We start from the raw sequence: 22,056 nt of genomic DNA, 5'->3' as shown, positions 1-22,056 counted from the left end.
ATCTTTAAATGTATTGACAAACCTTGCCATCACGGTAGGCATTGTCAATCAAGCCACCACCGAGACACTCTTCACCGTCATAAAAGACAACTGCCTGTCCTGGTGTAATGGCGCGTTGCGGTTCTGCAAAAATGACCTCTGCCTTGTCTCCTTTGACATGAACCGTTACCTTCGAGTCAGGCTGACGGTAGCGGAATTTAGCCGTGCATTCGAGCGTAAATTCCTCTGGCATGTCACGAGTAAAATGAACTTGACTAGCCTCAAGACTGGTTGACATGAGCGAATCATGGTAGAAACCTTGGCCGACATAGAGGATATTCTTGCTTAGATCTTTTCCGACAACGAACCAAGGGGCATTATCCCCACCGTGTTGACCACCGATACCAAGTCCTCCACGCTGACCAATCGTATAATACATAAGGCCTGCATGCTCACCCATATCGCGACCATCTACAGTCATCATACGACCAGGTTGGGCTGGTAGGTAATTGCTGAGAAATTCTTTAAAATTCTTTTCTCCGATAAAGCAAATCCCTGTCGAGTCTTTCTTCTTAGCAGTCGCAAGTCCTGCTTCTTCAGCTATTTTTCGTACTTCAGGTTTTTCCAAATGTCCTAGTGGGAACATGGTTTTTTGGAGTTGTTCTTGTGAAAGTTGGCTGAGGAAATAGGTCTGGTCCTTGCCATTGTCCACGCCACGAAGCATGTGAACGATGCCATCCTCATCACACGCTACTCGAGCATAATGCCCCGTCGCTACATAGTCTGCACCCAAGGTCATGGCATAGTCCAAAAAGGCCTTGAACTTAATTTCCTTGTTACACATCACATCTGGATTTGGTGTGCGTCCTGCACGGTATTCCGCTAGGAAATACTCAAAAACTCGGTCCCAGTACTCTTTTTCAAAGTTGACAGAGTAGTAAGGAATACCGATCTGGTCTGCCACCGCAGCCACATCCTTGTAATCTTCGGTCGCCGTACAGACGCCATTTTCATCTGTGTCATCCCAGTTCTTCATGAAGATACCGATCACATCATAGCCCTGCTCCTTGAGCAAAAGAGCCGTCACCGACGAATCAACACCACCACTCATCCCCACGACAACACGTGTTTTAGAGTTATCACTCATGGTAGTTCTCCCATCTATTCGTTTATCCACGATTGAAGGTCGTGTGTGCTTAACGATTGAAGGTCGTTTGAGCAGTTTTCATTATAACATGCTTGGTTGGAGAAGACAAGAAAGAGGCTGATAATCTACCAACCTTTGGCATAAAACACTTTTTCATTCCAAACTATTCTTTATAGAAAAAACTCCTATAAATTCGAGCAATAGTTAAAATACAAACAAATATAATTCCCAAAATAGATAATACTATTTTCACAAAACTCATTTCAGAACCTATAACATATATATGAAAAAGAGGGGCTAGTCCTACACATAGAGACAATAGATAACTAATAAATCTTATCTCACCAATTCCTGCAAAAAAATGTTTCATTTTAACTATCCCAATTTTACCTTTCATCTTTATAATCCACTAACAAATCTATTGACTTCTCTTTTTTTTGAAAAATCTTGATAGCAAATTTACTCCACTTAAAGACACTAAGATTTCAATCGTCAGAATTTCTCCAAGAAAAAATGCAAACTGACAAAATTCCTGCTAAAACACTATACTCCTAGCAAATAGAGAGTCAGCAAAAATAAAACAACCGAAATTGGCAGAAAAGCAGCTCGATTTGTTTTACAAAAAATGGCATAACAAAGACTACCTATCGAAAACGTCATAATAACTTCAATAGTTATCTTTAGAGCAGGGTAATATATATTTTTAATAAAAAGAATTAAAAGGATAAAAAATACCAATGAACAAAGAACGGATTTGATATAAAATTTTAAATGAATCATAATTTATTTTTTAGATTCTACCTACTATAGATAAAATCACCTTTCTTATTTTCTTCTCATGATATCCACTTTAATGTCTTGATTAGAACTTCTATGAATATAAATATGGTAAATGAAAAATCAGGATTCTAACTAAAAGCAATTGATGAAATAAGCAAATCTTACAGCAAATTAAATTTATCCAGAAGCTCTCATGTAATGATTTTAAATCCTAATGAATCTAATCAATGCAGATTTTATTTTGACAGTAGTTCTATAACAACTCTAAATAACACTGGGGTTGCTAGAATCAAAACAACCCCTGCCACAAAGACAATGATTACCCGAAATAGATCTTTATTTTTACGCATTGAAACAACCTCCAATCTATTATTTTTTAGCTACATGATATCTCTTATTTACTTTCTATATTCTTATGATACAATATGTTTAATAGAATTCAATTTATTGTTAACTTTTTTCACGAAAAGGAGAACATCATGCGCTATGATTTCGGGAAAGTATATAAAGACATACGTGAGTCAAAAGGATTGACCCAAGAAGAGGTCTGTGGAAATGTCCTTTCAAGAACCAGCCTTTCCAAGTTTGAAAGTGGCAAGGCAACTCCCAAATATGAAAATATGGAGTTTCTTCTCCGTCAAATCAATATGAGTTTTGAAGAGTTTGAATACATCTGCCATCTCTATCAGCCGAGTCAACGGACAGAAATCATGCAAACCTATCTCAATACGAGTTCCATCTTTGGTACCAGTAGTCTAATCAATTTATTTGAAACATGCCAAGACTATCTCAAGATCCATCACGATCTCCCTATAGAGGAAATCAAAGATATGCTGGAAGTTGTCATTTATATCCGTCAACATGGAACAGGACAACTTTCAATCCAAGTGGAACAAACGGTCAAAAAGCTTTGGGAAAAAATTGAAAAACAAGATACATGGTATGAAAGCGACCTAAAAATCCTCAACACCATACTTTTTAGCTTTCCCATCGAACACCTCCACCTCATCACTGAAAAGATCTTGCAGCGCTTGGAAGAATATAAAAACTATCGACATTTATATGAATTACGAATGACAATCCTACTCAATCTGTCCACCATCTACTTGTACAATCAAGATAAAAATACCTGTCAACAAATCTGCTACACCTTACTAGAGGATGCCAAGAAAAAGAAAAGATACGATATTTTGGCAATCACTTATGTTCGAATAGGTATTTGCACTAGTAAGGATCATCTTATTCAAAAGGGCTTCTCCCTTCTGGAGTTAACTGATGAAACCTCAATGCTATCTCACCTCAAAAAGGAAGTAGAGACCTGTTATCAAGCAAAGGAAATATAAAAAAAGTCGAGGAGATCCCTCGACTTTTGCATCTTATTTTGTTCGTCAGTTCTTAGTACCAACCGTTGTTAAGCCAGAAGTTCTTAGCAGCTGTCCATGAACCGTAACGTCCTGCTACATAAGCGTCTGCTACACGTTCTTGGTTTTCTGCTGAGTAGTCACCGTTCAAGTATGAATCTGTCAATTGGTAACGTCCGATGTAACGTCCGTTTGTAGCTGTGTAGCTACCGCCTGATTCTTTTTGAGCGATCCATTCTTTAGCTTCTGCTTCAGATCCGCTTACAGTTGAAGTTGATGCTGAAGTTTCTGTTGTAGCAACAGTTTCTTCTGCTACAGTTACGCTTGCTGCTGGTGCTTCATAAGTTGTTGTTTCAGTAGCTGCAGGTGCTGCTACTGGAGCTTCTGCTGTCGCAGCTGAAGTAGTTGAAGTTGCTGGTGCTTCACCATCAATCACCAATACTTGGTCTACATAGATCAAATGAATATCTTTAATCTTATTTTTTTCTGCCAATTTTTCAACAGTTGTATTGTATTTTTCAGCGATTCCTGATAGAGTGTCACCTGATTTTACTGTGTAAGTTGTTGTTTCTTGTGCAAAAGTAAGTGATGGTGCAAGGAAAGCAAGCGCTGCTGCTACTCCTACAAGTCCTGTTTTAATTTTGTTAGTTGTTGATTTCATATTAAAAGATTCTCCTTCTTTCTTATATTTCCATCATACCCTACTATTATTACTGTTTCTTGACGGTTTTATGTAGAAATGTTACAAGACTATGTTTTATTTCACTTAAATAGCCTCTTTTTGTTACAAAAGGCTTGATTTTATAGGCTTTATGAGGATTTTAGATATTTTATCATGGAATTGAGCGCTTGCATCTAATCTTTGATATAATAGAGTTAAGAATCTTTTTAAGGGGAAACAGATGCAATCACTTCGTTTTCAATCTGTCTTTGATATCATTGGGCCAGTCATGATTGGCCCATCTAGTAGTCACACGGCAGGAGCTGTTCGTATCGGTAAAATCGTCTCTTCTATCTTTGACGATACTCCAACCGAGGTCGAGTTCCAGCTTTTTAATTCTTTTGCAAAAACCTATCGCGGGCACGGAACTGACCTAGCCCTGGTCGCTGGAATCTTAGGAATGGACACAGATGATCCAGAAATTCCAAATAGTTTAGAAATTGCCCACAAGCGTGGCATCAAAATTGTCTGGACCATCCAGAAAGACAGTAACGCCCCTCACCCAAATACTACGAAAATCACTGTTAAGAATGAGCACAAGACTATCAGTGTGACAGGAATTTCAATCGGCGGTGGTAACATCCAGGTGACAGAGCTCAATGGCTTTGCCGTATCCCTCAACATGAACACTCCTACCATTATCATCGTTCATCAGGATGTTCCTGGTATGATCGCTCACGTAACAGAGGCCCTCTCTCGCTTTGACATTAACATCGCCCAAATGAATGTAACCCGAGAAAAAGCTGGTGAGAAAGCCATTATGATTATCGAAGTTGATAGTCGCAACTGTGATGAATCTATCGAAGAGATTCGTAAAATTCCTCATTTGCATAATGTCAATTTCTTTCAATAGGAGAAAATATGTTTTACTCTATCAAAGAATTAGTCCAACAAGCCGAACTTGATTTTAAAGGAAATGTTGCGGAACTCATGATTACGACCGAGTTTGAATTGACTGGTCGTGAACGTGAAGAAGTTCTCCTTCTCATGGAACGCAACCTTGAAGTCATGAAAGCTTCAGTTGAGCTTGGTCTTAGTGAAAAGAAATCTCGTAGCGGTTTGACAGGTGGTGACGCTGCCAAGCTTGACCACTACATCAAAAAAGGAAAGACCCTATCAGACTTTACTGTCTTGTCCGCAGCCCGTAATGCTATCGCCGTTAATGAACACAATGCCAAGATGGGACTGGTCTGTGCAACACCTACTGCTGGTAGTGCAGGCTGCCTTCCAGCCGTTCTCACTGCTGCTATTGAAAAGTTGGATTTAACTCATGAACAACAACTAGACTTCTTATTCGCTGCAGGTGCTTTTGGACTCGTGATTGCTAACAACGCTTCTATCTCGGGAGCCGAAGGTGGCTGCCAGGCCGAAGTCGGTTCAGCTTCAGCCATGAGTGCCGCTGCCCTAACTCTAGCTGCAGGCGGAACACCTTATCAAGCGAGCCAGGCTATCGCCTTCGTTATCAAAAACATGCTTGGTCTCATTTGCGACCCAGTTGCAGGCTTGGTTGAAGTTCCTTGCGTCAAGCGGAATGCCATGGGAGCAAGTTTTGCCTTCATCGCAGCCGATATGGCTCTGGCTGGTATCGAATCAAAAATTCCAGTTGATGAGGTCATTGACGCCATGTATCAAGTAGGATCTAGCTTACCAACTGCCTTTCGTGAAACTGCTGAAGGGGGACTCGCTGCCACACCTACAGGTCGTCGCCTTCAAAAAGAAATCTTCGGCGAATAATTTCATCATTATGAGGAGAATCAATGTCATCTATATCTGCTATCTTTTTTGACTTAGATGGAACGCTAGTGGATAGTTCTATCGGTATCCATAATGGTTTCACCTATACCTTTGACCAACTTGGAGTTTCTAGTCCTGGTGCCAAAACCATTCGAGGTTTTATGGGGCCCCCACTAGAAACCAGCTTTGCTAGTTGTTTACCAGCTGAGCAGATAGAGCAGGCCATCCAGCTCTATCGTTCTTATTATAAGGAAAAGGGTGTTTACGAAGCCCAACTCTTCCCACATATCAAAGATTTACTCGTAGAACTAGCTGAGCATTATCCTCTTTATATCACTACTACGAAGAATACACCAACCGCAGTTGACATGACTAGCAATTTTGGGATTGACCACTTCTTTGATGGCATTTATGGTTCAAGCCCTCAAGCCCTACACAAGGCTGATGTCATTCGTCAGGCTCTGGAAACTCATCATCTAGCGCCCGAAACAGTCGTTATTATCGGAGATACCAAGTTTGATATGATTGGTGCCCAAGAAACTGGCATTAAAAAACTAGCGGTAACCTGGGGATTCGGTGAGGAGAAAGACCTCATGGGCTATAATCCTGACTGGATTGCTCACCACCCGGCAGACATTTTACAGCATCTACAATTAAAACGTTAAACAAAAGACTCCCAGCCTAAAAGTTAGGTTTGGGAGCTTTTTGTCTGATCTTAATGAGGAGAATGACATTCCCCGTACTCGTCCAATTATTCAAAAGGGGAAACTTCTTCGCTTTCAACTTCTTTAGGTCTATTGATTGTTACTATTTCTACTTCCTTACTTGGCATGGCTAGCAGAACTAATAGAGCAAAACGTCCGACCATTGGAACAAAGTGAAGGAAGATAAAGGCCCAGTGGAAACCTCCATCACGCAAACGGCGAATCTTTAACGCTAAAGTAGGCAACAAAAGGAGTAGAGCCAAAATGGCATAAATACTGACAACCAATATAACTAAAGTAAAGTTCAGAGCAGGACCTTGGTTTATCTCTTTATTGAAGATAAGGATATACAGGGGTAGGAACAAGATATGATTCATCAGCCAAACCCACCAATATTCTGGACGTGTTGAGCGTCCTACAAAATCTACATAACCTATTAAAAAATTTATATAAGCCCTAAACAAGATATTTCTCCTTTTTAACAACTGTATACTATAAAGTAGACTCATTGTTATAAAACACTCCCAAATCTATTTTTAGATATGGGAGTGTCAGATATTTGCTTAACAATATAAAGAAAACTCTAAAACAGTTTCACTTGTAAAAAAACATAAACTTCTTAGTTTTTGTCTGATTCTTCGAATGGTGAAACTTCTACCACTTCTTCAGTTTCATTGATGGTTACTACTTCTACTTGTTTCGTTGGCATAGCTAACAAAACTAAAAGAGCAAGAGCTCCAACCATCGGAATAAAAATGATAAAGATTAGAGCCCAGTGGAAACCAGCATCACGTAGTCGACGAACTGTCAATGCAAGTCCAGGTAAGAAAAGTGCTATACCGAAGATCATATAAATAATAGCAATTCCACCCAAGGCCATAAGAGCCGCCTCATTTCTTGGATTTGCGAGTGCCTTAAAATATACTGAGTAAAAAGGGACAAGGAGAATCATATTTCCTAGCCAAATCCACCAATACTCTGAGCGTGTTGAACGGCCTGTAAAATCTACATAACCTTTAAAGAAATTCTTATATGCGTTAATCATAAGTTACTCCCTATTTTTTTAATTCATACGAAATGAAAATGAAAGAGCAAATTAGAAAGTTCGTTATAAACCATATCTAAGTACAGTCAAACGATGCAGACCTCATTTACTTTGATTTTCAAATAGTATAAATTTAGTTTACCATAAATATTCAACAATGACAAGTTTGTTCAAAAAATTGGTAAAGGAGTAGCTGTTATTAATAAAAGGTATGATTCCACTTACCTCTAACATGAAGCTAGGAATCATACCCTTTTTCTTTTTTAATGAATGTGAGTTGTTTCGTTAGCAAAACCGATAATAGCTTGCTTCAACTCTGAACCTTGCAAGGCACGGAATTCTTCAATCTTTTGATTGATAACTTCAAGTGGCATGACATTAACCTTACCAACAAAAATCTTATCCATGACTTGATTATCAACTAATTCAGTAGATACCAACAACTCCTCATAGAGTTTCTCACCTGGACGAATCCCCACTTCTACAATCGGAATTTCATTTTCAGTACGCCCGCTGAGAAGAACCATTTTCTTGGCCAAATCATAAATCTTAACTGGTTTGCCCATATCAAGGATAAAGACTTCTCCATCTTTAGCATAAGCTCCTGCATGGATCACCAAACGGCTAGCTTCTGGAATGGTCATAAAGTAACGAGTCATACGGAAGTCTGTCACAGTCACTGGACCACCCTCTGCAATCTGACGCTCAAATACTGGAATCACACTACCACGGCTACCAAGAACATTTCCAAAACGAACCGCACAATAGGTAGATTGACTACGTTGGTTGAATCCTGTAACAATCAACTCTGCCACACGTTTGGTAGCTCCCATTACGTTTGGTGGATTAACGGCCTTATCGGTCGAAATCATAACCATCTTCGGTACCTTAGCGGCGTCAACTGCCTTGGCAACATTGTAAGTTCCGAGGATATTATTTTTAAAGGCTTCTTTTGGATTACGTTCCATCATTGGCACGTGCTTATGGGCAGCAGCGTGGTAAACAATGGCTGGTTGGTACTGCTCAAATACTTGAAGCAAGCGATCGTAGTCTTGGATGTCTGCAATCACAGGAACATAGTCAATTCCTTGGAAGCTACGAATCAATTCATGATAGATCAGATAAATAGAGTTTTCCCCATGCCCCAAGAGAACCACGCGCTCTGGATTAAAGCGACTAACCTGACGGCAAATCTCAGACCCGATAGAACCTCCTGCACCTGTCACCAAGATAGTTTTTCCAGTAATTTCTGAGCCTAGGCGTGACTCATCTAGTTGAATTTCTTTACGTCCCAAAAGGTCCGTAATATCGATTTTTTGGAAACCACCTACCTGAGGATGCAATCCTTGTACAACTGACTCAATCTTGGGCATCTTATAACACTTCAAGCCAAGTTGGTTACACATTTTTAGGATACGCTCATACTCTGATGGATCGAGAGAAGGAATCGCAACGATAACTTTTTCAATCTGATGACGTTTAGAGAGTTCTGGCAACTGTTCATAAGATCCTAAGACTGGGATTCCACCTAGTTTTTGACCTTTTTTCTTTTCATCATTATCCAAAATACCCACTAACTCAAGATCACTCGTAGGATGTTGGTAGCTGTTCATAAAGAGAGCTCCACCGTCTCCCGCACCAATCAAGAAGGTACGACGATGTTCCCCTTCTCCATCACCCTTTTTGCGTCTTGAATAGATCAACTGCCAAGTAATACGTGGGAGCAAGATCAAGAAGGTGCTGAGCAAGATAAAGAGAACGATGAAACGCACAGAGAATAGTGGCAAGAAGGCATAGCAAAGGAGATAGGACAAGACACTGCTGACACTTACTCCAATGAATATCTTCATAAAGTCTGTGATTTTGCTATAACGACTAATGCTAGCATTGAGCCCCCAGAATCCAATCATGATTTGATAGAAAAGGAAGGTCAAGCTTGTATAGATGACATAGTCCACAGGAGCTGGATTGATCAGTCCATAAAACAAGATATAAGAAACAATAATTGAGGAAATCATGCTGGCAGCATCAAAAATCCCCCAAAAGACTTGTTTCTGTTGTTTATTTAATACTTCAACCAGATCAATTACATAATCTGTCATTTTTTTATTCATGTGAATGGTATCCTCCTACACAAAATCACATTTTCTAGTAATTACAAGACATTTTTTAAAACTAATTAGCTATTTACTTTTTCTCAATAGTTTTAAAAAGATAAACTGTCGGACAAAGCCTGGACATAGGGCAACGACAACTTGGATTAAAACACTTTTCAGATATTCACCATAAGAAATCTGTCCACGCGCGTGCATTCTTTGACGTGCCTGGCGATAGAGTTTAAGATAGCGAAGGCCACCACGGCGTTCAAACATCCCTGCTCCCACGCGTACCTTACAAAGAATCTGATCCACATTCCCAGTCCGAGCACCAGCACTAATCATATTAAGCCAGAGCAAATCGTCTTCCATATAGAGCCCATCTTCATAGTTACCTGCCTTGAGAACCATCTCTTTTTTAAACATAACCGTCATATGATTAAAGGCACTTCTCATACGTTGGTAGGCGATAATCTCTTCGTGCTTAGTCGGCACACGACGGTAAGAAACAATTTCATCAGGTTGATCGATGAATTCTGCGATATGACCACCTAGCAAGTCCAAGTTTTCCTTTTCCATCAAGTCAAACTGCTGTTCAAAACGATCTTCAACAGCGATATCATCAGTATCCATACGGGCAATGATGTCATACTGGCACTGCAAAACACCATACTGTAGTGCCAAGCCCAGGCCACGGTTTTGTTCAAGTGGACAACGTTTAATTGGAATACTTGACTGTGCTGTCAATTTATCCAAAACTTGATATAGTTCAGGTGTCAATGGACCGTCTTCAACGATAACCACTTCACTAGGCTTAAGCGTTTGATGTAAGATACTCTCTACCGCTTCTTCTAGAAAGGTAGGATTTTCTTTGATATAGACTGACATCAAGACACTAAATTTCCGATTTTCAGACACAGCAGTTCTCCAATGTATAGATTTTCTTTCACTATTTTATCACAAATTCCCAGACTTTCCTATTTTTATTTGAATCCCAGAAAAAAACTAGTAAATCTATCCTTCTTTTTCCCCCATGATTTCGCTCAACTAAGGAGCGGATTTTCTCACACCATCTTGACATCTATTGGAAAAAGCCTTAAAATAAGCTGTTATCAAAATCAGTTTATTGAGGTTCACATGAAAAAACGATCACTCTTTTTTATTCTAGGAATTATCTTAATCGGAGCGGTCTTAAGAGCTCCTTTTACGGCCTTACCAACTGTTTTGGGAGATATTGCTCAAGGTTTAGGAGTTGAGGTCAGCTCACTTGGGGTTTTGACCAGCCTTCCTCTCCTGATGTTTGCTCTTTTCTCCTCTTTTGCGACACGTTTGGCTCAAAAAATTGGACTTGAGCATCTTTTCACCTATAGTCTCCTCGTCTTAACCGTCGGTTCAGTGATTCGTATCTTCAATCTTCCCCTTCTCTATCTGGGAACCTTACTCATCGGAGCAAGTGTCGCTATTTTTAACGTACTTCTTCCTAGTATGATTCAGGCAAACTACCCACAAAAGATTAGCTTCCTGACAACGGTTTATGTTACGACTATGGGAATCGCGACAGCACTAGCTTCCTACCTCTCTGTACCCATTACTCAGGCAACATCTTGGAAGGGGCTGATTCTCTGCCTGTCCATGGTCTGCCTGCTAACCTTATTGGTCTGGTTCCCCAACCATGGCCACAATCATTTTCTAGAAGGGCATGAAGAGAAAAAAGAAAAAGAGAATATCCTAAAAAGCAAGCAAGTTTGGGCTATTATTGTCTTCGGTGGACTTCAGTCCCTACTCTTCTATACCAGCATGACCTGGTTACCAACCATGGCCATCAGTGCAGGGCTAGCTCATACGGATGCCGGACTTCTGGCTTCTATCTTTTCACTAATTAGCATTCCCTTCTCCATGACCATTCCAAGTTTAACAACGCGTTTGTCAAATCGTCACCGTCAAATCATGTTAACAGTCATCTCTCTGGCTGGTATGTTAGGAATTGCCATGCTTCTATACCCGAGCAACAGTTTCTTGTATTGGTTGTTTGCCCATCTCTTGATTGGTACTGCCTGTAGCGCTCTTTTCCCTTACCTCATGGTTTGCTTCTCCATCAAAACCAGCTCTCCTGAAAAGACGGCCCAATTATCTGGTCTTGCCCAGACTGGTGGTTACATTCTAGCGGCCTTTGGACCAACTCTCTTTGGTTACAGTTTTAACATGTTCCAGTCTTGGGTTCCAGCGGTACTGATTCTTCTAGTAATTGATATCATCATGACAATCGCCCTCTTTATGGTGGATCGAGCGGATAAAATCCTTTAAAAAATTTTAGAATTTACTACAATAAACTCACTTTTCAAGCTAGACATCTGTCTGGCTTTTTTCTTTTAAAAAGGTTTGAAAGGCCTCCTCACAAGACTTTCGTTAAGCTAAAACATGCTATAATATACCTAGGAAGATTTATCGTTTAAATTTGATAAAGAAGATCATGATGGAAACAACTTTACAATTTATCTCTCAAAGAAGTCGAAACTCTTTCAATTGAAGGGGATTGTTTTGCCCCTAAAAACATCCATGTAGATTCCTCTAACTTTTTAAATGATATACCATAGTTACGCTATTTCAACTTTTTTACTGGTATCCTAAAAAGTAAGGACGCAACTTCAATCATTAATCTGATAAAGCTAGAATATCTAACAATCAAACCTTCCAAGGAGGTTAACCTTTTGCATCATAAAATCCTTCAACTCCCAAAATTGAAGGATGGCTCAGTCATTGAGAAACCAGAAATCTACCTAAAATAAAATCTTAAAGAACTTTACTTGTTTTAACTCAATTACAAACAAGTATTTGTTTAAAAGTCTAAAAAGACTATTGAAAATGTAGTAACATTTAAGGAGAAATTTTTATGCTAGCAAAAGCAGGGGACGTCTACTGTGTTTACAATACCCATCTAAAAAAATACATAGCTTGTCAGATAACCAAGATAGAAGAGGGAGAGAAAAAGCCTCAGGCTGTCCTGTTGTCATTAGACTGGTCAGGAGATCAACCTCTTACAGAAGAAGAGCTAGCTTCTTTGAAGCCACTCTATATAGATTTTATGTACTGGGATAGAGGCTTGCATCTGAGTAATGTTGATATTCATGTACCGTCAAATTATATTTTTATCGGGAATACAACACCATTAACAACCGAAAGCACAAACACATATGCTATGTTTTGGGGGAATGGTTACGATATTTATAGGCAACTGAAATGGCAAGAAATCCCAAAAGAAAAAAGAGATTTATTTAAGAAAGCAGATAAAAGCAAGGAAAAGGTTTCATTTGCAGGGAATGACTACCGTATTTCTAAACACAATATTAATGACGAGTGGACGCCTTTTGAAGACGCATTAGAATTAAAGGTCTTCCCTTGTTTATCTAAGTTAGAATTAACTAAATGGCATAAAAATATATATGAATATTTACAGTCGACTCCTTTTATTACAGAACTAGTTCTTGAAAATCATGGACAAACAAAACTGGATTTTTCTAAGACATCCATACATCGACTTTCCATTGATTTGACAGGTGTAGAGGAACTTAGATTGAATGATGATTTGGAGGAGCTACTCTTATTAGGAGACATGAGCGACAATTGTCAGATACTTGTAAAAAACCATGGAGCCAGCTTACGATTACACCTTGACAACTCTCTACCCAAGGTGCTGGGATTAAAGGATTTGGGAGCCATCCATTGTTCTAACATCCTCGAAATAGACTTTGCACAAATCTTGAATAACTATCCAAATCTTAGGGAATTGAGATTGTGGGGGAAACCTGGTCATATTCTTAATTTCCATAAATTATCAGAGTTAAAAGAGTTAATCAATTTTTCAACCGTTGATTTGTTTGGCTTTACTGCAGAGGATATCCCAAAACCAGCAGATTTACCTCAATTAAGCATGTTTTGGATGAGTAGCTTACCAGAAGATGCAGCTAAAGTAGCCAAAAAATATTATAAAAAACTGCAGGACAAAGGACTGAATCTTTGGATAACAAAACCGAGGAAAGCTGAATGGCTAGCCCAAAACCTAGATAATCCATTTCGCTCATGGGATGGACAAGAGAATATTTCAACCGCAAACGCAAAAAAAGCAGCCTCTCTATATAGAAAGACTAGAGCAAGTGTTAGAAAGCTTCTAGAAAACCCCAACGAGGACACTATAAAACACATAGAAGCCCTCATAAGAGAGTATACTCAAGGTTTCAATAAAATGGACAAACGTAACTGTTTTATTGAAACAATCGAGAGAGAGGATATCTATGATGCCCTGGTCGAGATCTTAGATTTACTACCTAAAGATTTAGGAATGGACAAAGAAAAATTTATAGAAATCTTTGATGAGCTAAAGGATTTTTAAATGAGAAGCCTTTCTAGTTCATTCCTGAAACGGAGATTATCATGACTAACTTTATACAGACTATCACAGTAGAAAATCGGCAGGTCGACAAAGAAAATTACTTTACAATTGGCTACTCTCCTGAGATAGAAAAATCTTTACTGTGTGTTTATATTTCTTGGATTGCTGGTTACGAACGCTATTACGAGTTAGATGACGGAGATTTGGCTCTCTTTGAAAGGAAACGAGAAGAATTTCTCAAAAAATATGAAAAAGAAATCAAGGCTTATCGAACTGAAAGATTGATTGGTTCTGGGGCTCTGAGGGATTACAATTTCAGATCTTTGCCTGAGAATATCCTAGAAAACTTGGATAGCTATCCTCCATTTAACGGATATGTCTATCAAAACGGCATCCTCTGTGCCAAAATCAAGATTGAAGACAAGTATTTTTATCTTCCGCCCATTTATGATGAGGATTGCAGATAAGCATTGCCTCAAAGTAATGCAAAACAGCCTCTAATCTTCTAGTTTTTACTAGGAGATTTTTTATATATAAAAATTTTACACATATTGCTTGACAAGGCTTACATTTAGATGTATGATGTATGTGTAGAATAATTATATATAAAATTTTTACATACTAAAAAAGGAGGTGCCCCATGTATTTTCCAACATCATCGGCCTTGATTGAATTTCTCATCTTGGCCATCCTAGAACAAGGGGATTCCTATGGTTATGAGATTAGCCAAACCATTAAACTCATTGCCAAAATCAAGGAATCTACCCTCTACCCCATCTTGAAAAAACTGGATACCAACCGCTATCTGACTACATACTCTCGCGAATACCAAGGTCGGATGCGCAAATACTACTCCTTGACAGAAATCGGAGAGGAGCAACTCTTTGTCCTTCGAGAAGAATGGACACTCTACACTGACACTATCAACGGCATCATAGAAGGGAGCATTCGCCATGACAAGAACTGAATATTTGAATCAGCTTGAAGCCTATCTGATGAAGCTGCCTCAATCTGATCGTATCGAAGCCATGGACTACTTCAAAGAACTCTTTGATGATGCTGGGCCAGAAGGTGAGGAGGAGCTTATCGCTAGCCTGGGAAGTCCAAAAGAAGCTGCCCATGATGTCCTGACTACACTTCTTGATAAGAAAATCAACGAAGAAAATTCCAGCAAGAACGACCGCCATATTTTACGCATCGCTCTACTAGCCCTTCTTGCAGCTCCTATCGGAATTCCGGTCGGAATTGGTCTTCTCATGGCTATCATCGGGATTTTTATCGCTGCTGTCAGCGTACTTATAGCCTTCTTTGCTGTATCAGCAGCTGGAATGGTTCTCGGAGCTGTTCTCCTATTTGAAAGCTTCTACATTCTGGCGGAATCGACATCTGCTTTTATTCTGATTTTTGGTGGAGGTTTACTAGCTATCGGAGCTTCATCCCTAGTCTTGCTAGCAACTTCCTATGTGACCCGTTTCTTTGGATTACTAGTCCTTCGACTTATCCAATGGATTCTTAATAGAGGAAAGAGAGGTGAAAGACATGCGTAAATGGACAAAAGGATTTCTTATCTTTGGTGTTGTTACTAGTATCATTGGTTTTTCCATGATGATCATCGGGATCCAAACAGATGGTGTCAGAAGCCTCCTTGCAATGTCTCAAAATCCAGTATTTGAAAGTCGAATGGAAGAACTCGTTTTTGATCAAGATATTGAAAATCTAAACATTTCACTAACAGAACATTCGCTCGTCATTACGGAGTCAAGCGATGATAAGATTCACATCCAGTATCATCCAACCATCTCTGAAAAAGAAAATCTTCAACACTCTATCAAAGAGAAAAGTCTTGAAATAACTGACACCAAGTCAACTACACGTCGCTCTATAGGTTCTAGTATCGAGGGTATTCTCTATATCGCAAGCGGAATTTCTAGTCGCAATGATGAAGTTGTTCTCTCATTACCAAGAGGAAAAGACTTAAAAAATCTAACTGCCCAGGTAAACCATCGTATCCTTTCAATTGCTAATGCAAAACTCAGCAATGCCAAGATTCTGTCAAATGGATATCTCCTTCGTATCACTGATAGCGAGATTAAAAATAGCCAACTAATCACAGTTGGAATTGTCAATGTATTTGAAACCAGTCTAACAGATAGCCGCATTCAAGCAGACCATGAACATATCAAGGCAGACGATATCCAAGTGCATGGTCGAGTGGAATTCGAGGCAAGAAAAGATATCTCACTCGAGTTATCTCAGAAGGAACTTGATCGAATCAATCTTGAATTTTCTGCTGAACATGGTGATATCTATCGTTGGCATCGAGACAGACGTGACATACCTACGGGAGGTAGTAAAGGTGAAGCATTAGCGAACCCTTACAAAACAGAAAAAAAAGATACGCAAGATCTCCTCGTCGCAAAATCTAATCAAAGTATCTATTTCCCATAATAAGATCGCTTGCTTTCTTATAGAAATCATGAATAAAGACAACTAGTAGTTACTACTCAAAAATTAATCAAAAAAGGGAGGTCTATTATGACTCAAGAATGGTTTGAAAGTGCTGATTTCGAAAAAACAGCCAACAATGATAAAAAAGATAGCCCATCCGACTCAGTTCTCCTTGAAGAAGATTCAGAGACAAGAGAAGAGGCGCCAGTAGTTGAGGAAAATCCTCAAGAAAATCCTCATACCAATCCAGAAGATAAGGAAACTAGTGAGGAAACTGTAGAGACTGAAGAGATCGCTGAAAAATCAGAAAAGATAGACGAGTCAGAAGAACCTATTAAAGAAGCTTCTCAGAAAAGTCAATCTTTGGAAAGCCCGTTTTTACCAGATTCTGTATCTACCAAAACAGCGCTATTCGCAGTATTCAAAGAAGAACTGGCTGATCTTTGGTTTTGGCTACAAGGTGCCCTTAAAGAACCGACAACAAGCATTGATACAGATAAAAAACATAGTTATAATGCCTTTGCCCTGCTGACTATCTTTTCTGCTCTTAGTTTCTTCTGTGCGATTTATCATATCAAGCATAACTACTACGGCCATATGGCGGCTATCAACTCTCATGTCAGCGAGCAGTTCCCTTCACTGAATCTCTTTTCTATCTTCTCCATCTTGGTAGCGACAAGTTTATTCTTCTTTTCTATCCTTATGGGTGGATTCGTGGTTAAACGTTTTGTCAATCAGGACAATGACTGGACACTGGAAAAATCCTTGCAAGAGTACAGCAAACTCTTCGCCCTTCCTCTCCTGCTCACAGGTATTGCCAGTTTCTTTGCCTTCTTTAATAGTCTACGCTTTGCGGCTCTTCTCTGCCTCATTAGCATTGGTCTGGTACTTCTTGCCAACCTCTATACCATCTCAAGACCAAGTAAAGATAGCCAAACTGATCCCTTCTATCGCCTTCTCTTGGCATTTCTAGTTAACGGTGGTATCCTATTTCTCTTCTTCCTAGCAGAAATGACTCTGGTTTTTGAATATCTACGAATCCTAGCTTTTATGTAAGATAAAGGTAGCGAGATAGAAAGATTTTAGTTTTAGGGAATTATTACTATAAAATTTTAGAAATAAAAAAAGCGAACAAGACAGAATTCTGATAATCAGAAAACTAATCTTGTTCGCTTTTTAACTTTATATTTGGACTTTTACCCCAAATTTCTTTTTTATCTATTTGCTAAGGCTTCAAAATCCTCTCCTGAAACTGGTCCTACCTCTACTTGGTTGGCATCCAAATCCTGACAAAGTTCCTTTGGAAGAGCTTCTAAAAAGGCTTGGTAATCCAGTCTAGCTACTGCTTCGTAGTCTTCAGGCTTAGAACCATCTCCAGATATTTTCACCAAGTCAATCTCCCAGATAAGTTCCTTGCCAGCCAACTGCTCAACATAAGGCACGGGAACAACAGGACCTTTGGGCAAAATTGTCTTAACCCCTTGAGCCAGGTGATAGATGCCGTGGATCTTACCTTCACTATCTGGGTAGAATTTTGCACTTGCAGGGTAGGCATCTGACTCTTGAACCTTTTTGACTAATGCTTCAAAACGTGCCACTCCATCTTCTTCCAAGAAGCTTTCTAAGTCCTTCTTATCAAAGTAAATAGTTGATAGAATTCCTTGGCAGAAGGCCAAATGAGCAGCCTTATCCGCTAGATAGTTTTTAACAGTTTCTCGGAAATAGTCTTCCAAGTCAAAGTCTGACAAACCTTCAACTGCTTCACCAACCTTGCTAGACAAGGCTTGTAAGAGAGCTTCTACAATCTCCCAGTCAGCTCTTGTAATCAAGTCAGGAATGATTACTTGGTAGCCTTTTTGAGCATCTGCATAACGAACTTTAAAGAGAAATTGAGACTTGCCTACGATTCCACACTCGATATACTCAAGGCGATTAAGTGGTTGACGGAGATAGACAGCATCATAACTATGTGACTCTAAGCCATCTACTAGGGCCAAGACTGACTTAGCTGTTAAAATCTCCTGTTGTCCTAAAATACTTTGTTTATTTGGAATAAAAAATGTTTTCACCATAAATGGTCTCCTTTGAAATCGTTTACATATAGTATACACCATTTTCCTGAAAGATGCAGAAACAAATTTAAGATTTTTTGGTCAAAAGCATAGAAAAACAGCCCGTCAGGACTGTCCTACTTTTATACAACTTCAGAATGATCCAAGTTCTCACCAATCGCTGCTAAACGCTCGATGACTTGATCTTGTGTCAATTCATGTTCCAAAACATAGCGATTACGTGGGTGAACACGGCACTCGTGCGAACAGCCACGGAGATACTTGTCTTCATTCTCTTCTGATGCCAAGATACGGCGGTTACAGAAAGGATTACCACAGTTGACATATCGTTCACATGGTGTGCCATCAAACCAATCTTTCCCTACAATGGTTGGATTGACATGATTGACATCGACTGCAATACGTTCGTCAAAGACATACATTTTCCCATCCCAAAGTTCCCCTTGAACTTCTGGATCTTTCCCATAAGTTGCAATTCCGCCGTGCAATTGACCGACATCTTTGTAGCCTTCACGGACCATCCAACCTGAGAATTTCTCACAACGGACTCCACCAGTACAGTAAACTACGACACGTTTGTCCATGAATTTTTCCTTGTTATCACGGACCCATTGTGGCAACTCACGGAAGTTACGAATGTCTGGACGGATAGCACCACGGAAATGGCCAAGATCGTACTCGTAGTCATTACGAGTATCAAGAACAACTGTATCTTCGTCTAGAAGAGCTTCTTTAAATTCCTTTGGAGACAAGTAAGCACCTGTTGTTTCAAGTGGGTCGATATCATTGTCAAAGTTATCATCCTCTAAGCCAAGGTGGACAATCTCTTTCTTGTAGCGAACAAACATCTTCTTGAAGGCTTGCTCACTTTCTTCGTCAATCTTGAACCAGAGGTCTTCCATACCTGGAAGGCTGTGAACATAGTCCATATATTTTTGCGTAGTCTCATAGTCACCAGAAACGGTTCCGTTGATCCCTTCGTCAGCGACTAGGATACGGCCCTTGAGGCCGATTGACTTACAGAAAGCCAAGTGGTCTGCAGCAAATTGTTCCGCGTTCTCGATTGGAACATATTTATAGTAAAGTAAAACTCGAATATCTTTTGACATGTGCTTCTCTTTTCTAAGATTAAATTATCAGAATTTTTCATTCAACTATATCAGTATACTCCCCCAAGAAAGCGAATGCAATTTATTTGACTGAAAATTAAAAACAAGACCATTTTCAGATCTTGTTTCAGCTAAATATTCGATGAAGAAAAGTTAACAAAAATGGTAAGGTTGCTACGATATTATTCATAACATGGACTGCATAGCTAGGATAGATACTCTTGGTATAACGAGTTAATCCAGCACAACATACTCCAAATGTCGAAAAAACAAGAATATCTAAGAAATTTGGAAAGCTAGAAAAGTGAGGAAGAGCAAACAAAACCGAAGGAAGTATCAAGTCAAGTCCAAGCTTCGAATCTTTAAAGAAGGCGTGTTGGAACAAACCCCTATAAATCAACTCTTCCATCAGAGGACCTAGGAAAAATAAGGTCAGGTAGAGACCCAACTCGGCAAAATTTGTCCAACTATAGCCGATTAGTACAGCCCAGCCCTCAGAGGTTGACTGTACATGTTTTGCCGTTTGGAAATTAAAAGATATGCAAAGTACAGTTACCAGAACCGTCAAAACTGTATACCATAGCCATTTTTTCTTTGGAATAACAAAAAGGTAGCCATATCCTGCCTTGGCTAAAATCCATATCATGAAGCCAATAAAGACAAGACTGATAAGATTTTTAATCCAGAAAAAATTGCCAATCTGAGAAGAAAATTGCCAGTAATTTTGAACCACCAGTGTTAGCTGAGAAAGTCCATATACGAAAAATAAGTAGGATAAGATTGCACTGATTTTAAAGAGCAGATGATACTTTTTCATGTGTCTGCGTCCAACGTTATATGTAAGAGTAAATATATGATTTTGAATACAGATAATTATATGTAAATACTTTAAAAAGAATCACCACCTTATCTAGAAAGTTCCAGACAAGGCAGTGATCGCTCTTTTTAGGAATGAATACACGAAATCAATCTATCTTAAGATTTTTTGTTTTTCAAGAATTCGTCGTATTGTTTTTGCATTTCATCCAATACTTTTTGGTAAGCACCTTCAGATTTAAGTTTTTCCATCAATTCTGGAATAGCTTTTTCTGGGTCTACAGTACCAGTGTTGATAGCTGTATCGAATTGTTGCATAGTGTTAGTGATAGCTGAGATTTCAGATTTCACGTTGTCAGTGTTAAAGATGAATCCAAGCGCTGGAGATTCTTTTGCAGTTTCCAAGTCTTTCTTAGATTGTGCAATTTGTTCATCTGTAACGTTTTCGTTGATGTAAAGAATCCAGTTGTTACCAGTGTTCCATCCTGACATGTGAGTGTTTCCTTTGTATCCGTCAAGGACTTTAACACGGTTTTCTTTACCTGCTACTTTTTCCCAGTTCTTGCCTTCTGGTCCATAAACAAGTCCGTTCAAGAGTTCTGGGTTAGTGTTCAAGAGGTTCAACACTTCCATTGCTTTTTCTTTGTTCTTAGAGTTGTTTGAGATTACAAAGTTTGCAACCTGAGTTGTTTGGTTTTTCTTGATGAAGTTAGTAAATGGTTTGATTTGGATGTCTCTGTTAGCAACACGAGAAAGCAAGCTGCTACCGTAGTCAGCTGGTCCTACTGTTTCTTCGCGAGCAAACCAAGTATCTTGAGTAAGGTCATATGAAGTTTCGCTTGTTGCTACGTCTTTTGGAATGTATCCTGCTTCATAGAATTTGTGAAGAGTCTTCAAGTGTTCTACGAAACGAGGAACTTCGTAACGGTTTACGATCTTAGTAGTGTCGCCTTCAAGGTCGATGACGAATGGAAGTCCGTTTGCAACTGGGTAGTCAAAGTTTTCTGATGGGATAAAGTTTTTACCAACAGCAAATGGCATTACATCTGGAGCTTTTTCTTTGATTTGTTTCAATACTGGTTCAAGTGTTTCGTATGAAGTGACACCTGAGATATCAATTCCATATTTTTCAAGAAGTGGGCCGTTGAAGGCAAAGTTTTGTGAAGATGCAACGTTAGCTGCTACTGGAACAGAATAGATCTTACCGTTTACAGTGTTACCTTTGATGTAAGCTGGGTCAAGAGCTTTGTAAAGGTCAGCTCCTTCTTTCTTGTACAATTCTGTCAAGTCAGCATAAGCACCTTTTTGAGCGTTTACGACATAGTTATCTGCAAAGGCGATATCATAGTTTTCACCTGATGAAGTAATAACTGACATTTTCTTGCTGTAGTCACCCCAACCAAGGTATTGGATATCCAATTTAGCGCCAACTTTTTCTCCGATGATTTTGTTTGCATTTTCTAGCAATTCGTCCAAGTTATCTGGTTTGTCACCGATTTGATACATTTTGATAACAGTCTTATCACCTGAAGATGATGATTCAGCAGCTTTTTGGTTGTTTCCTTTAAGGTTTCCACAAGCTGCAAGGCTAGCAGCTAAAGCGACAAGGCTAGCAGATGCAAAAGCATATTTTTTCCAGTTTTTCATTATAAAAACT

22 protein-coding genes are annotated in these 22,056 nt (G+C 39.2%); 11 read left to right on the top strand and 11 right to left on the bottom strand.

Annotation, left to right across the window (positions count from 1 at the left end; translation table 11 throughout):
• Positions 1-4: 4 nt before the first annotated feature.
• Positions 5-1,126: a tRNA 2-thiouridine(34) synthase MnmA gene (gene mnmA / locus HMPREF1116_RS06945; RefSeq protein ID WP_001282933.1), complete on the bottom strand. Its 1,122-nt coding sequence runs from the start codon at positions 1,124-1,126 to the stop codon at positions 5-7.
• A 163-nt stretch (positions 1,127-1,289) separates the two neighbouring features.
• A complete protein-coding gene (locus HMPREF1116_RS12345) occupies positions 1,290-1,496 on the bottom strand; it encodes a hypothetical protein (protein WP_025171274.1) in 207 nt (68 codons plus the stop codon).
• A gap of 889 nt (positions 1,497-2,385) precedes the next feature.
• On the opposite strand from HMPREF1116_RS12345, the gene HMPREF1116_RS06940 reads away from it, so the two are divergent.
• Entirely contained in the window at positions 2,386-3,249 is an 864-nt protein-coding gene (locus tag HMPREF1116_RS06940) for a helix-turn-helix domain-containing protein (RefSeq protein ID WP_001268140.1), read from the top strand.
• A gap of 52 nt (positions 3,250-3,301) precedes the next feature.
• Here HMPREF1116_RS06940 and HMPREF1116_RS06935 read toward each other — a convergent pair whose 3' ends face one another.
• Positions 3,302-3,928 carry a LysM peptidoglycan-binding domain-containing protein gene (locus HMPREF1116_RS06935; protein ID WP_000843474.1) on the bottom strand — a complete coding sequence of 209 codons (627 nt, stop codon included), beginning with the start codon at positions 3,926-3,928 and terminating at the stop codon, positions 3,302-3,304.
• A gap of 241 nt (positions 3,929-4,169) precedes the next feature.
• Between HMPREF1116_RS06935 and sdaAB the strand changes: the two genes are divergently transcribed.
• Genes sdaAB through HMPREF1116_RS06920 form a run of 3 tightly spaced genes read left to right on the top strand, consistent with a single transcriptional unit; the run spans position 4,170 to position 6,387 of the window.
• Positions 4,170-4,841 carry an L-serine ammonia-lyase, iron-sulfur-dependent subunit beta gene (gene sdaAB, locus HMPREF1116_RS06930; RefSeq protein WP_001191178.1) on the top strand — a complete coding sequence of 224 codons (672 nt, stop codon included), beginning with the start codon at positions 4,170-4,172 and terminating at the stop codon, positions 4,839-4,841.
• Positions 4,842-4,849: 8 nt separating this feature from the next.
• Positions 4,850-5,722, top strand: coding sequence for an L-serine ammonia-lyase, iron-sulfur-dependent, subunit alpha (gene sdaAA / locus HMPREF1116_RS06925; RefSeq protein WP_000500054.1), 873 nt, complete (start codon positions 4,850-4,852; stop codon positions 5,720-5,722).
• A 23-nt stretch (positions 5,723-5,745) separates the two neighbouring features.
• Positions 5,746-6,387 (top strand): HAD hydrolase-like protein, encoded by a 642-nt coding sequence (locus HMPREF1116_RS06920; RefSeq protein ID WP_000095106.1) that lies wholly within the window; start codon positions 5,746-5,748, stop codon positions 6,385-6,387.
• Between the two features lie 86 nt (positions 6,388-6,473).
• On the opposite strand, the gene HMPREF1116_RS06915 is transcribed toward HMPREF1116_RS06920, so the two are convergent.
• From HMPREF1116_RS06915 to HMPREF1116_RS06900, 4 genes are all read right to left on the bottom strand, one after another.
• Complete coding sequence (locus tag HMPREF1116_RS06915; RefSeq protein ID WP_007555228.1) at positions 6,474-6,890, bottom strand: DUF805 domain-containing protein; 417 nt, start codon at positions 6,888-6,890, stop codon at positions 6,474-6,476.
• Positions 6,891-7,045: 155 nt separating this feature from the next.
• Positions 7,046-7,471 carry a DUF805 domain-containing protein gene (locus tag HMPREF1116_RS06910; protein WP_000606342.1) on the bottom strand — a complete coding sequence of 142 codons (426 nt, stop codon included), beginning with the start codon at positions 7,469-7,471 and terminating at the stop codon, positions 7,046-7,048.
• Positions 7,472-7,734: 263 nt separating this feature from the next.
• Entirely contained in the window at positions 7,735-9,585 is a 1,851-nt protein-coding gene (locus tag HMPREF1116_RS06905) for a polysaccharide biosynthesis protein (protein WP_001035795.1), read from the bottom strand.
• A gap of 69 nt (positions 9,586-9,654) precedes the next feature.
• Positions 9,655-10,485: a glycosyltransferase gene (locus HMPREF1116_RS06900; RefSeq protein ID WP_001293884.1), complete on the bottom strand. Its 831-nt coding sequence runs from the start codon at positions 10,483-10,485 to the stop codon at positions 9,655-9,657.
• A gap of 219 nt (positions 10,486-10,704) precedes the next feature.
• On the opposite strand from HMPREF1116_RS06900, the gene HMPREF1116_RS06895 reads away from it, so the two are divergent.
• The 7 genes from HMPREF1116_RS06895 (at position 10,705) to HMPREF1116_RS06865 (ending at position 17,458) form a co-directional block, all read left to right on the top strand.
• On the top strand, positions 10,705-11,871 hold the full coding sequence (locus HMPREF1116_RS06895) for a CynX/NimT family MFS transporter (protein WP_000747392.1): 1,167 nt from the start codon (positions 10,705-10,707) through the stop codon (positions 11,869-11,871).
• Between the two features lie 586 nt (positions 11,872-12,457).
• Positions 12,458-13,954 carry a hypothetical protein gene (locus tag HMPREF1116_RS06890; RefSeq protein ID WP_000879815.1) on the top strand — a complete coding sequence of 499 codons (1,497 nt, stop codon included), beginning with the start codon at positions 12,458-12,460 and terminating at the stop codon, positions 13,952-13,954.
• 41 nt (positions 13,955-13,995) lie between these two features.
• Positions 13,996-14,421: a hypothetical protein gene (locus tag HMPREF1116_RS06885; RefSeq protein ID WP_000181025.1), complete on the top strand. Its 426-nt coding sequence runs from the start codon at positions 13,996-13,998 to the stop codon at positions 14,419-14,421.
• 173 nt (positions 14,422-14,594) lie between these two features.
• Positions 14,595-14,921, top strand: a complete 327-nt coding sequence (locus HMPREF1116_RS06880) for a PadR family transcriptional regulator (RefSeq protein WP_000273853.1) — start codon at positions 14,595-14,597, stop codon at positions 14,919-14,921.
• On the top strand, positions 14,908-15,501 hold the full coding sequence (locus tag HMPREF1116_RS06875; protein ID WP_000198673.1) for a DUF1700 domain-containing protein: 594 nt from the start codon (positions 14,908-14,910) through the stop codon (positions 15,499-15,501). Before HMPREF1116_RS06880 ends, HMPREF1116_RS06875 begins: the two co-directional genes overlap by 14 nt.
• Positions 15,494-16,402 (top strand): DUF4097 family beta strand repeat-containing protein, encoded by a 909-nt coding sequence (locus HMPREF1116_RS06870; protein ID WP_001233681.1) that lies wholly within the window; start codon positions 15,494-15,496, stop codon positions 16,400-16,402. Before HMPREF1116_RS06875 ends, HMPREF1116_RS06870 begins: the two co-directional genes overlap by 8 nt.
• A gap of 87 nt (positions 16,403-16,489) precedes the next feature.
• Positions 16,490-17,458: a DUF6574 domain-containing protein gene (locus HMPREF1116_RS06865; RefSeq protein ID WP_000191314.1), complete on the top strand. Its 969-nt coding sequence runs from the start codon at positions 16,490-16,492 to the stop codon at positions 17,456-17,458.
• Positions 17,459-17,616: 158 nt separating this feature from the next.
• Here the strand turns inward: HMPREF1116_RS06865 and HMPREF1116_RS06860 are convergent, their stop codons facing one another.
• From HMPREF1116_RS06860 to HMPREF1116_RS06845, 4 genes are all read right to left on the bottom strand, one after another.
• A complete protein-coding gene (locus HMPREF1116_RS06860) occupies positions 17,617-18,474 on the bottom strand; it encodes a DUF4299 family protein (RefSeq protein ID WP_000241129.1) in 858 nt (285 codons plus the stop codon).
• 122 nt (positions 18,475-18,596) lie between these two features.
• Positions 18,597-19,583 (bottom strand): oxygen-dependent tRNA uridine(34) hydroxylase TrhO, encoded by a 987-nt coding sequence (trhO, locus tag HMPREF1116_RS06855; protein ID WP_000031040.1) that lies wholly within the window; start codon positions 19,581-19,583, stop codon positions 18,597-18,599.
• Between the two features lie 127 nt (positions 19,584-19,710).
• Positions 19,711-20,400, bottom strand: coding sequence for a CPBP family intramembrane glutamic endopeptidase (locus HMPREF1116_RS06850; RefSeq protein WP_000759846.1), 690 nt, complete (start codon positions 20,398-20,400; stop codon positions 19,711-19,713).
• Between the two features lie 158 nt (positions 20,401-20,558).
• Complete coding sequence (locus tag HMPREF1116_RS06845) at positions 20,559-22,046, bottom strand: ABC transporter substrate-binding protein (protein WP_000800381.1); 1,488 nt, start codon at positions 22,044-22,046, stop codon at positions 20,559-20,561.
• Between the last annotated feature and the right edge of the window lie 10 nt (positions 22,047-22,056).

Source organism: Streptococcus sp. SK140, assembly GCF_000259525.1.
In the GTDB taxonomy this organism is placed as follows: Bacteria; Bacillota; Bacilli; order Lactobacillales; family Streptococcaceae; genus Streptococcus.
The sequence above is the reverse complement of the archived record's forward strand: the minus strand, read 5'-3'. Positions and strand labels throughout refer to the sequence as shown.

Bases quoted from the DNA above. Each gene is read 5' to 3' on its own strand.
- mnmA (WP_001282933.1), bottom strand. From the start codon at position 1,126: ATGAGTGATAACTCTAAAACACGTGTTGTCGTGGGGATGAGTGGTGGT.
- HMPREF1116_RS12345 (WP_025171274.1), bottom strand. From the start codon at position 1,496: ATGAAACATTTTTTTGCAGGAATTGGTGAGATAAGATTTATTAGTTAT.
- HMPREF1116_RS06940 (WP_001268140.1), top strand. From the start codon at position 2,386: ATGCGCTATGATTTCGGGAAAGTATATAAAGACATACGTGAGTCAAAA.
- HMPREF1116_RS06935 (WP_000843474.1), bottom strand. From the start codon at position 3,928: ATGAAATCAACAACTAACAAAATTAAAACAGGACTTGTAGGAGTAGCA.
- sdaAB (WP_001191178.1), top strand. From the start codon at position 4,170: ATGCAATCACTTCGTTTTCAATCTGTCTTTGATATCATTGGGCCAGTC.
- sdaAA (WP_000500054.1), top strand. From the start codon at position 4,850: ATGTTTTACTCTATCAAAGAATTAGTCCAACAAGCCGAACTTGATTTT.
- HMPREF1116_RS06920 (WP_000095106.1), top strand. From the start codon at position 5,746: ATGTCATCTATATCTGCTATCTTTTTTGACTTAGATGGAACGCTAGTG.
- HMPREF1116_RS06910 (WP_000606342.1), bottom strand. From the start codon at position 7,471: ATGATTAACGCATATAAGAATTTCTTTAAAGGTTATGTAGATTTTACA.
- HMPREF1116_RS06905 (WP_001035795.1), bottom strand. From the start codon at position 9,585: ATGAATAAAAAAATGACAGATTATGTAATTGATCTGGTTGAAGTATTA.
- HMPREF1116_RS06895 (WP_000747392.1), top strand. From the start codon at position 10,705: ATGAAAAAACGATCACTCTTTTTTATTCTAGGAATTATCTTAATCGGA.
- HMPREF1116_RS06890 (WP_000879815.1), top strand. From the start codon at position 12,458: ATGCTAGCAAAAGCAGGGGACGTCTACTGTGTTTACAATACCCATCTA.
- HMPREF1116_RS06885 (WP_000181025.1), top strand. From the start codon at position 13,996: ATGACTAACTTTATACAGACTATCACAGTAGAAAATCGGCAGGTCGAC.
- HMPREF1116_RS06880 (WP_000273853.1), top strand. From the start codon at position 14,595: ATGTATTTTCCAACATCATCGGCCTTGATTGAATTTCTCATCTTGGCC.
- HMPREF1116_RS06875 (WP_000198673.1), top strand. From the start codon at position 14,908: ATGACAAGAACTGAATATTTGAATCAGCTTGAAGCCTATCTGATGAAG.
- HMPREF1116_RS06870 (WP_001233681.1), top strand. From the start codon at position 15,494: ATGCGTAAATGGACAAAAGGATTTCTTATCTTTGGTGTTGTTACTAGT.
- HMPREF1116_RS06865 (WP_000191314.1), top strand. From the start codon at position 16,490: ATGACTCAAGAATGGTTTGAAAGTGCTGATTTCGAAAAAACAGCCAAC.
- HMPREF1116_RS06860 (WP_000241129.1), bottom strand. From the start codon at position 18,474: ATGGTGAAAACATTTTTTATTCCAAATAAACAAAGTATTTTAGGACAA.
- trhO (WP_000031040.1), bottom strand. From the start codon at position 19,583: ATGTCAAAAGATATTCGAGTTTTACTTTACTATAAATATGTTCCAATC.
- HMPREF1116_RS06850 (WP_000759846.1), bottom strand. From the start codon at position 20,400: ATGAAAAAGTATCATCTGCTCTTTAAAATCAGTGCAATCTTATCCTAC.
- HMPREF1116_RS06845 (WP_000800381.1), bottom strand. From the start codon at position 22,046: ATGAAAAACTGGAAAAAATATGCTTTTGCATCTGCTAGCCTTGTCGCT.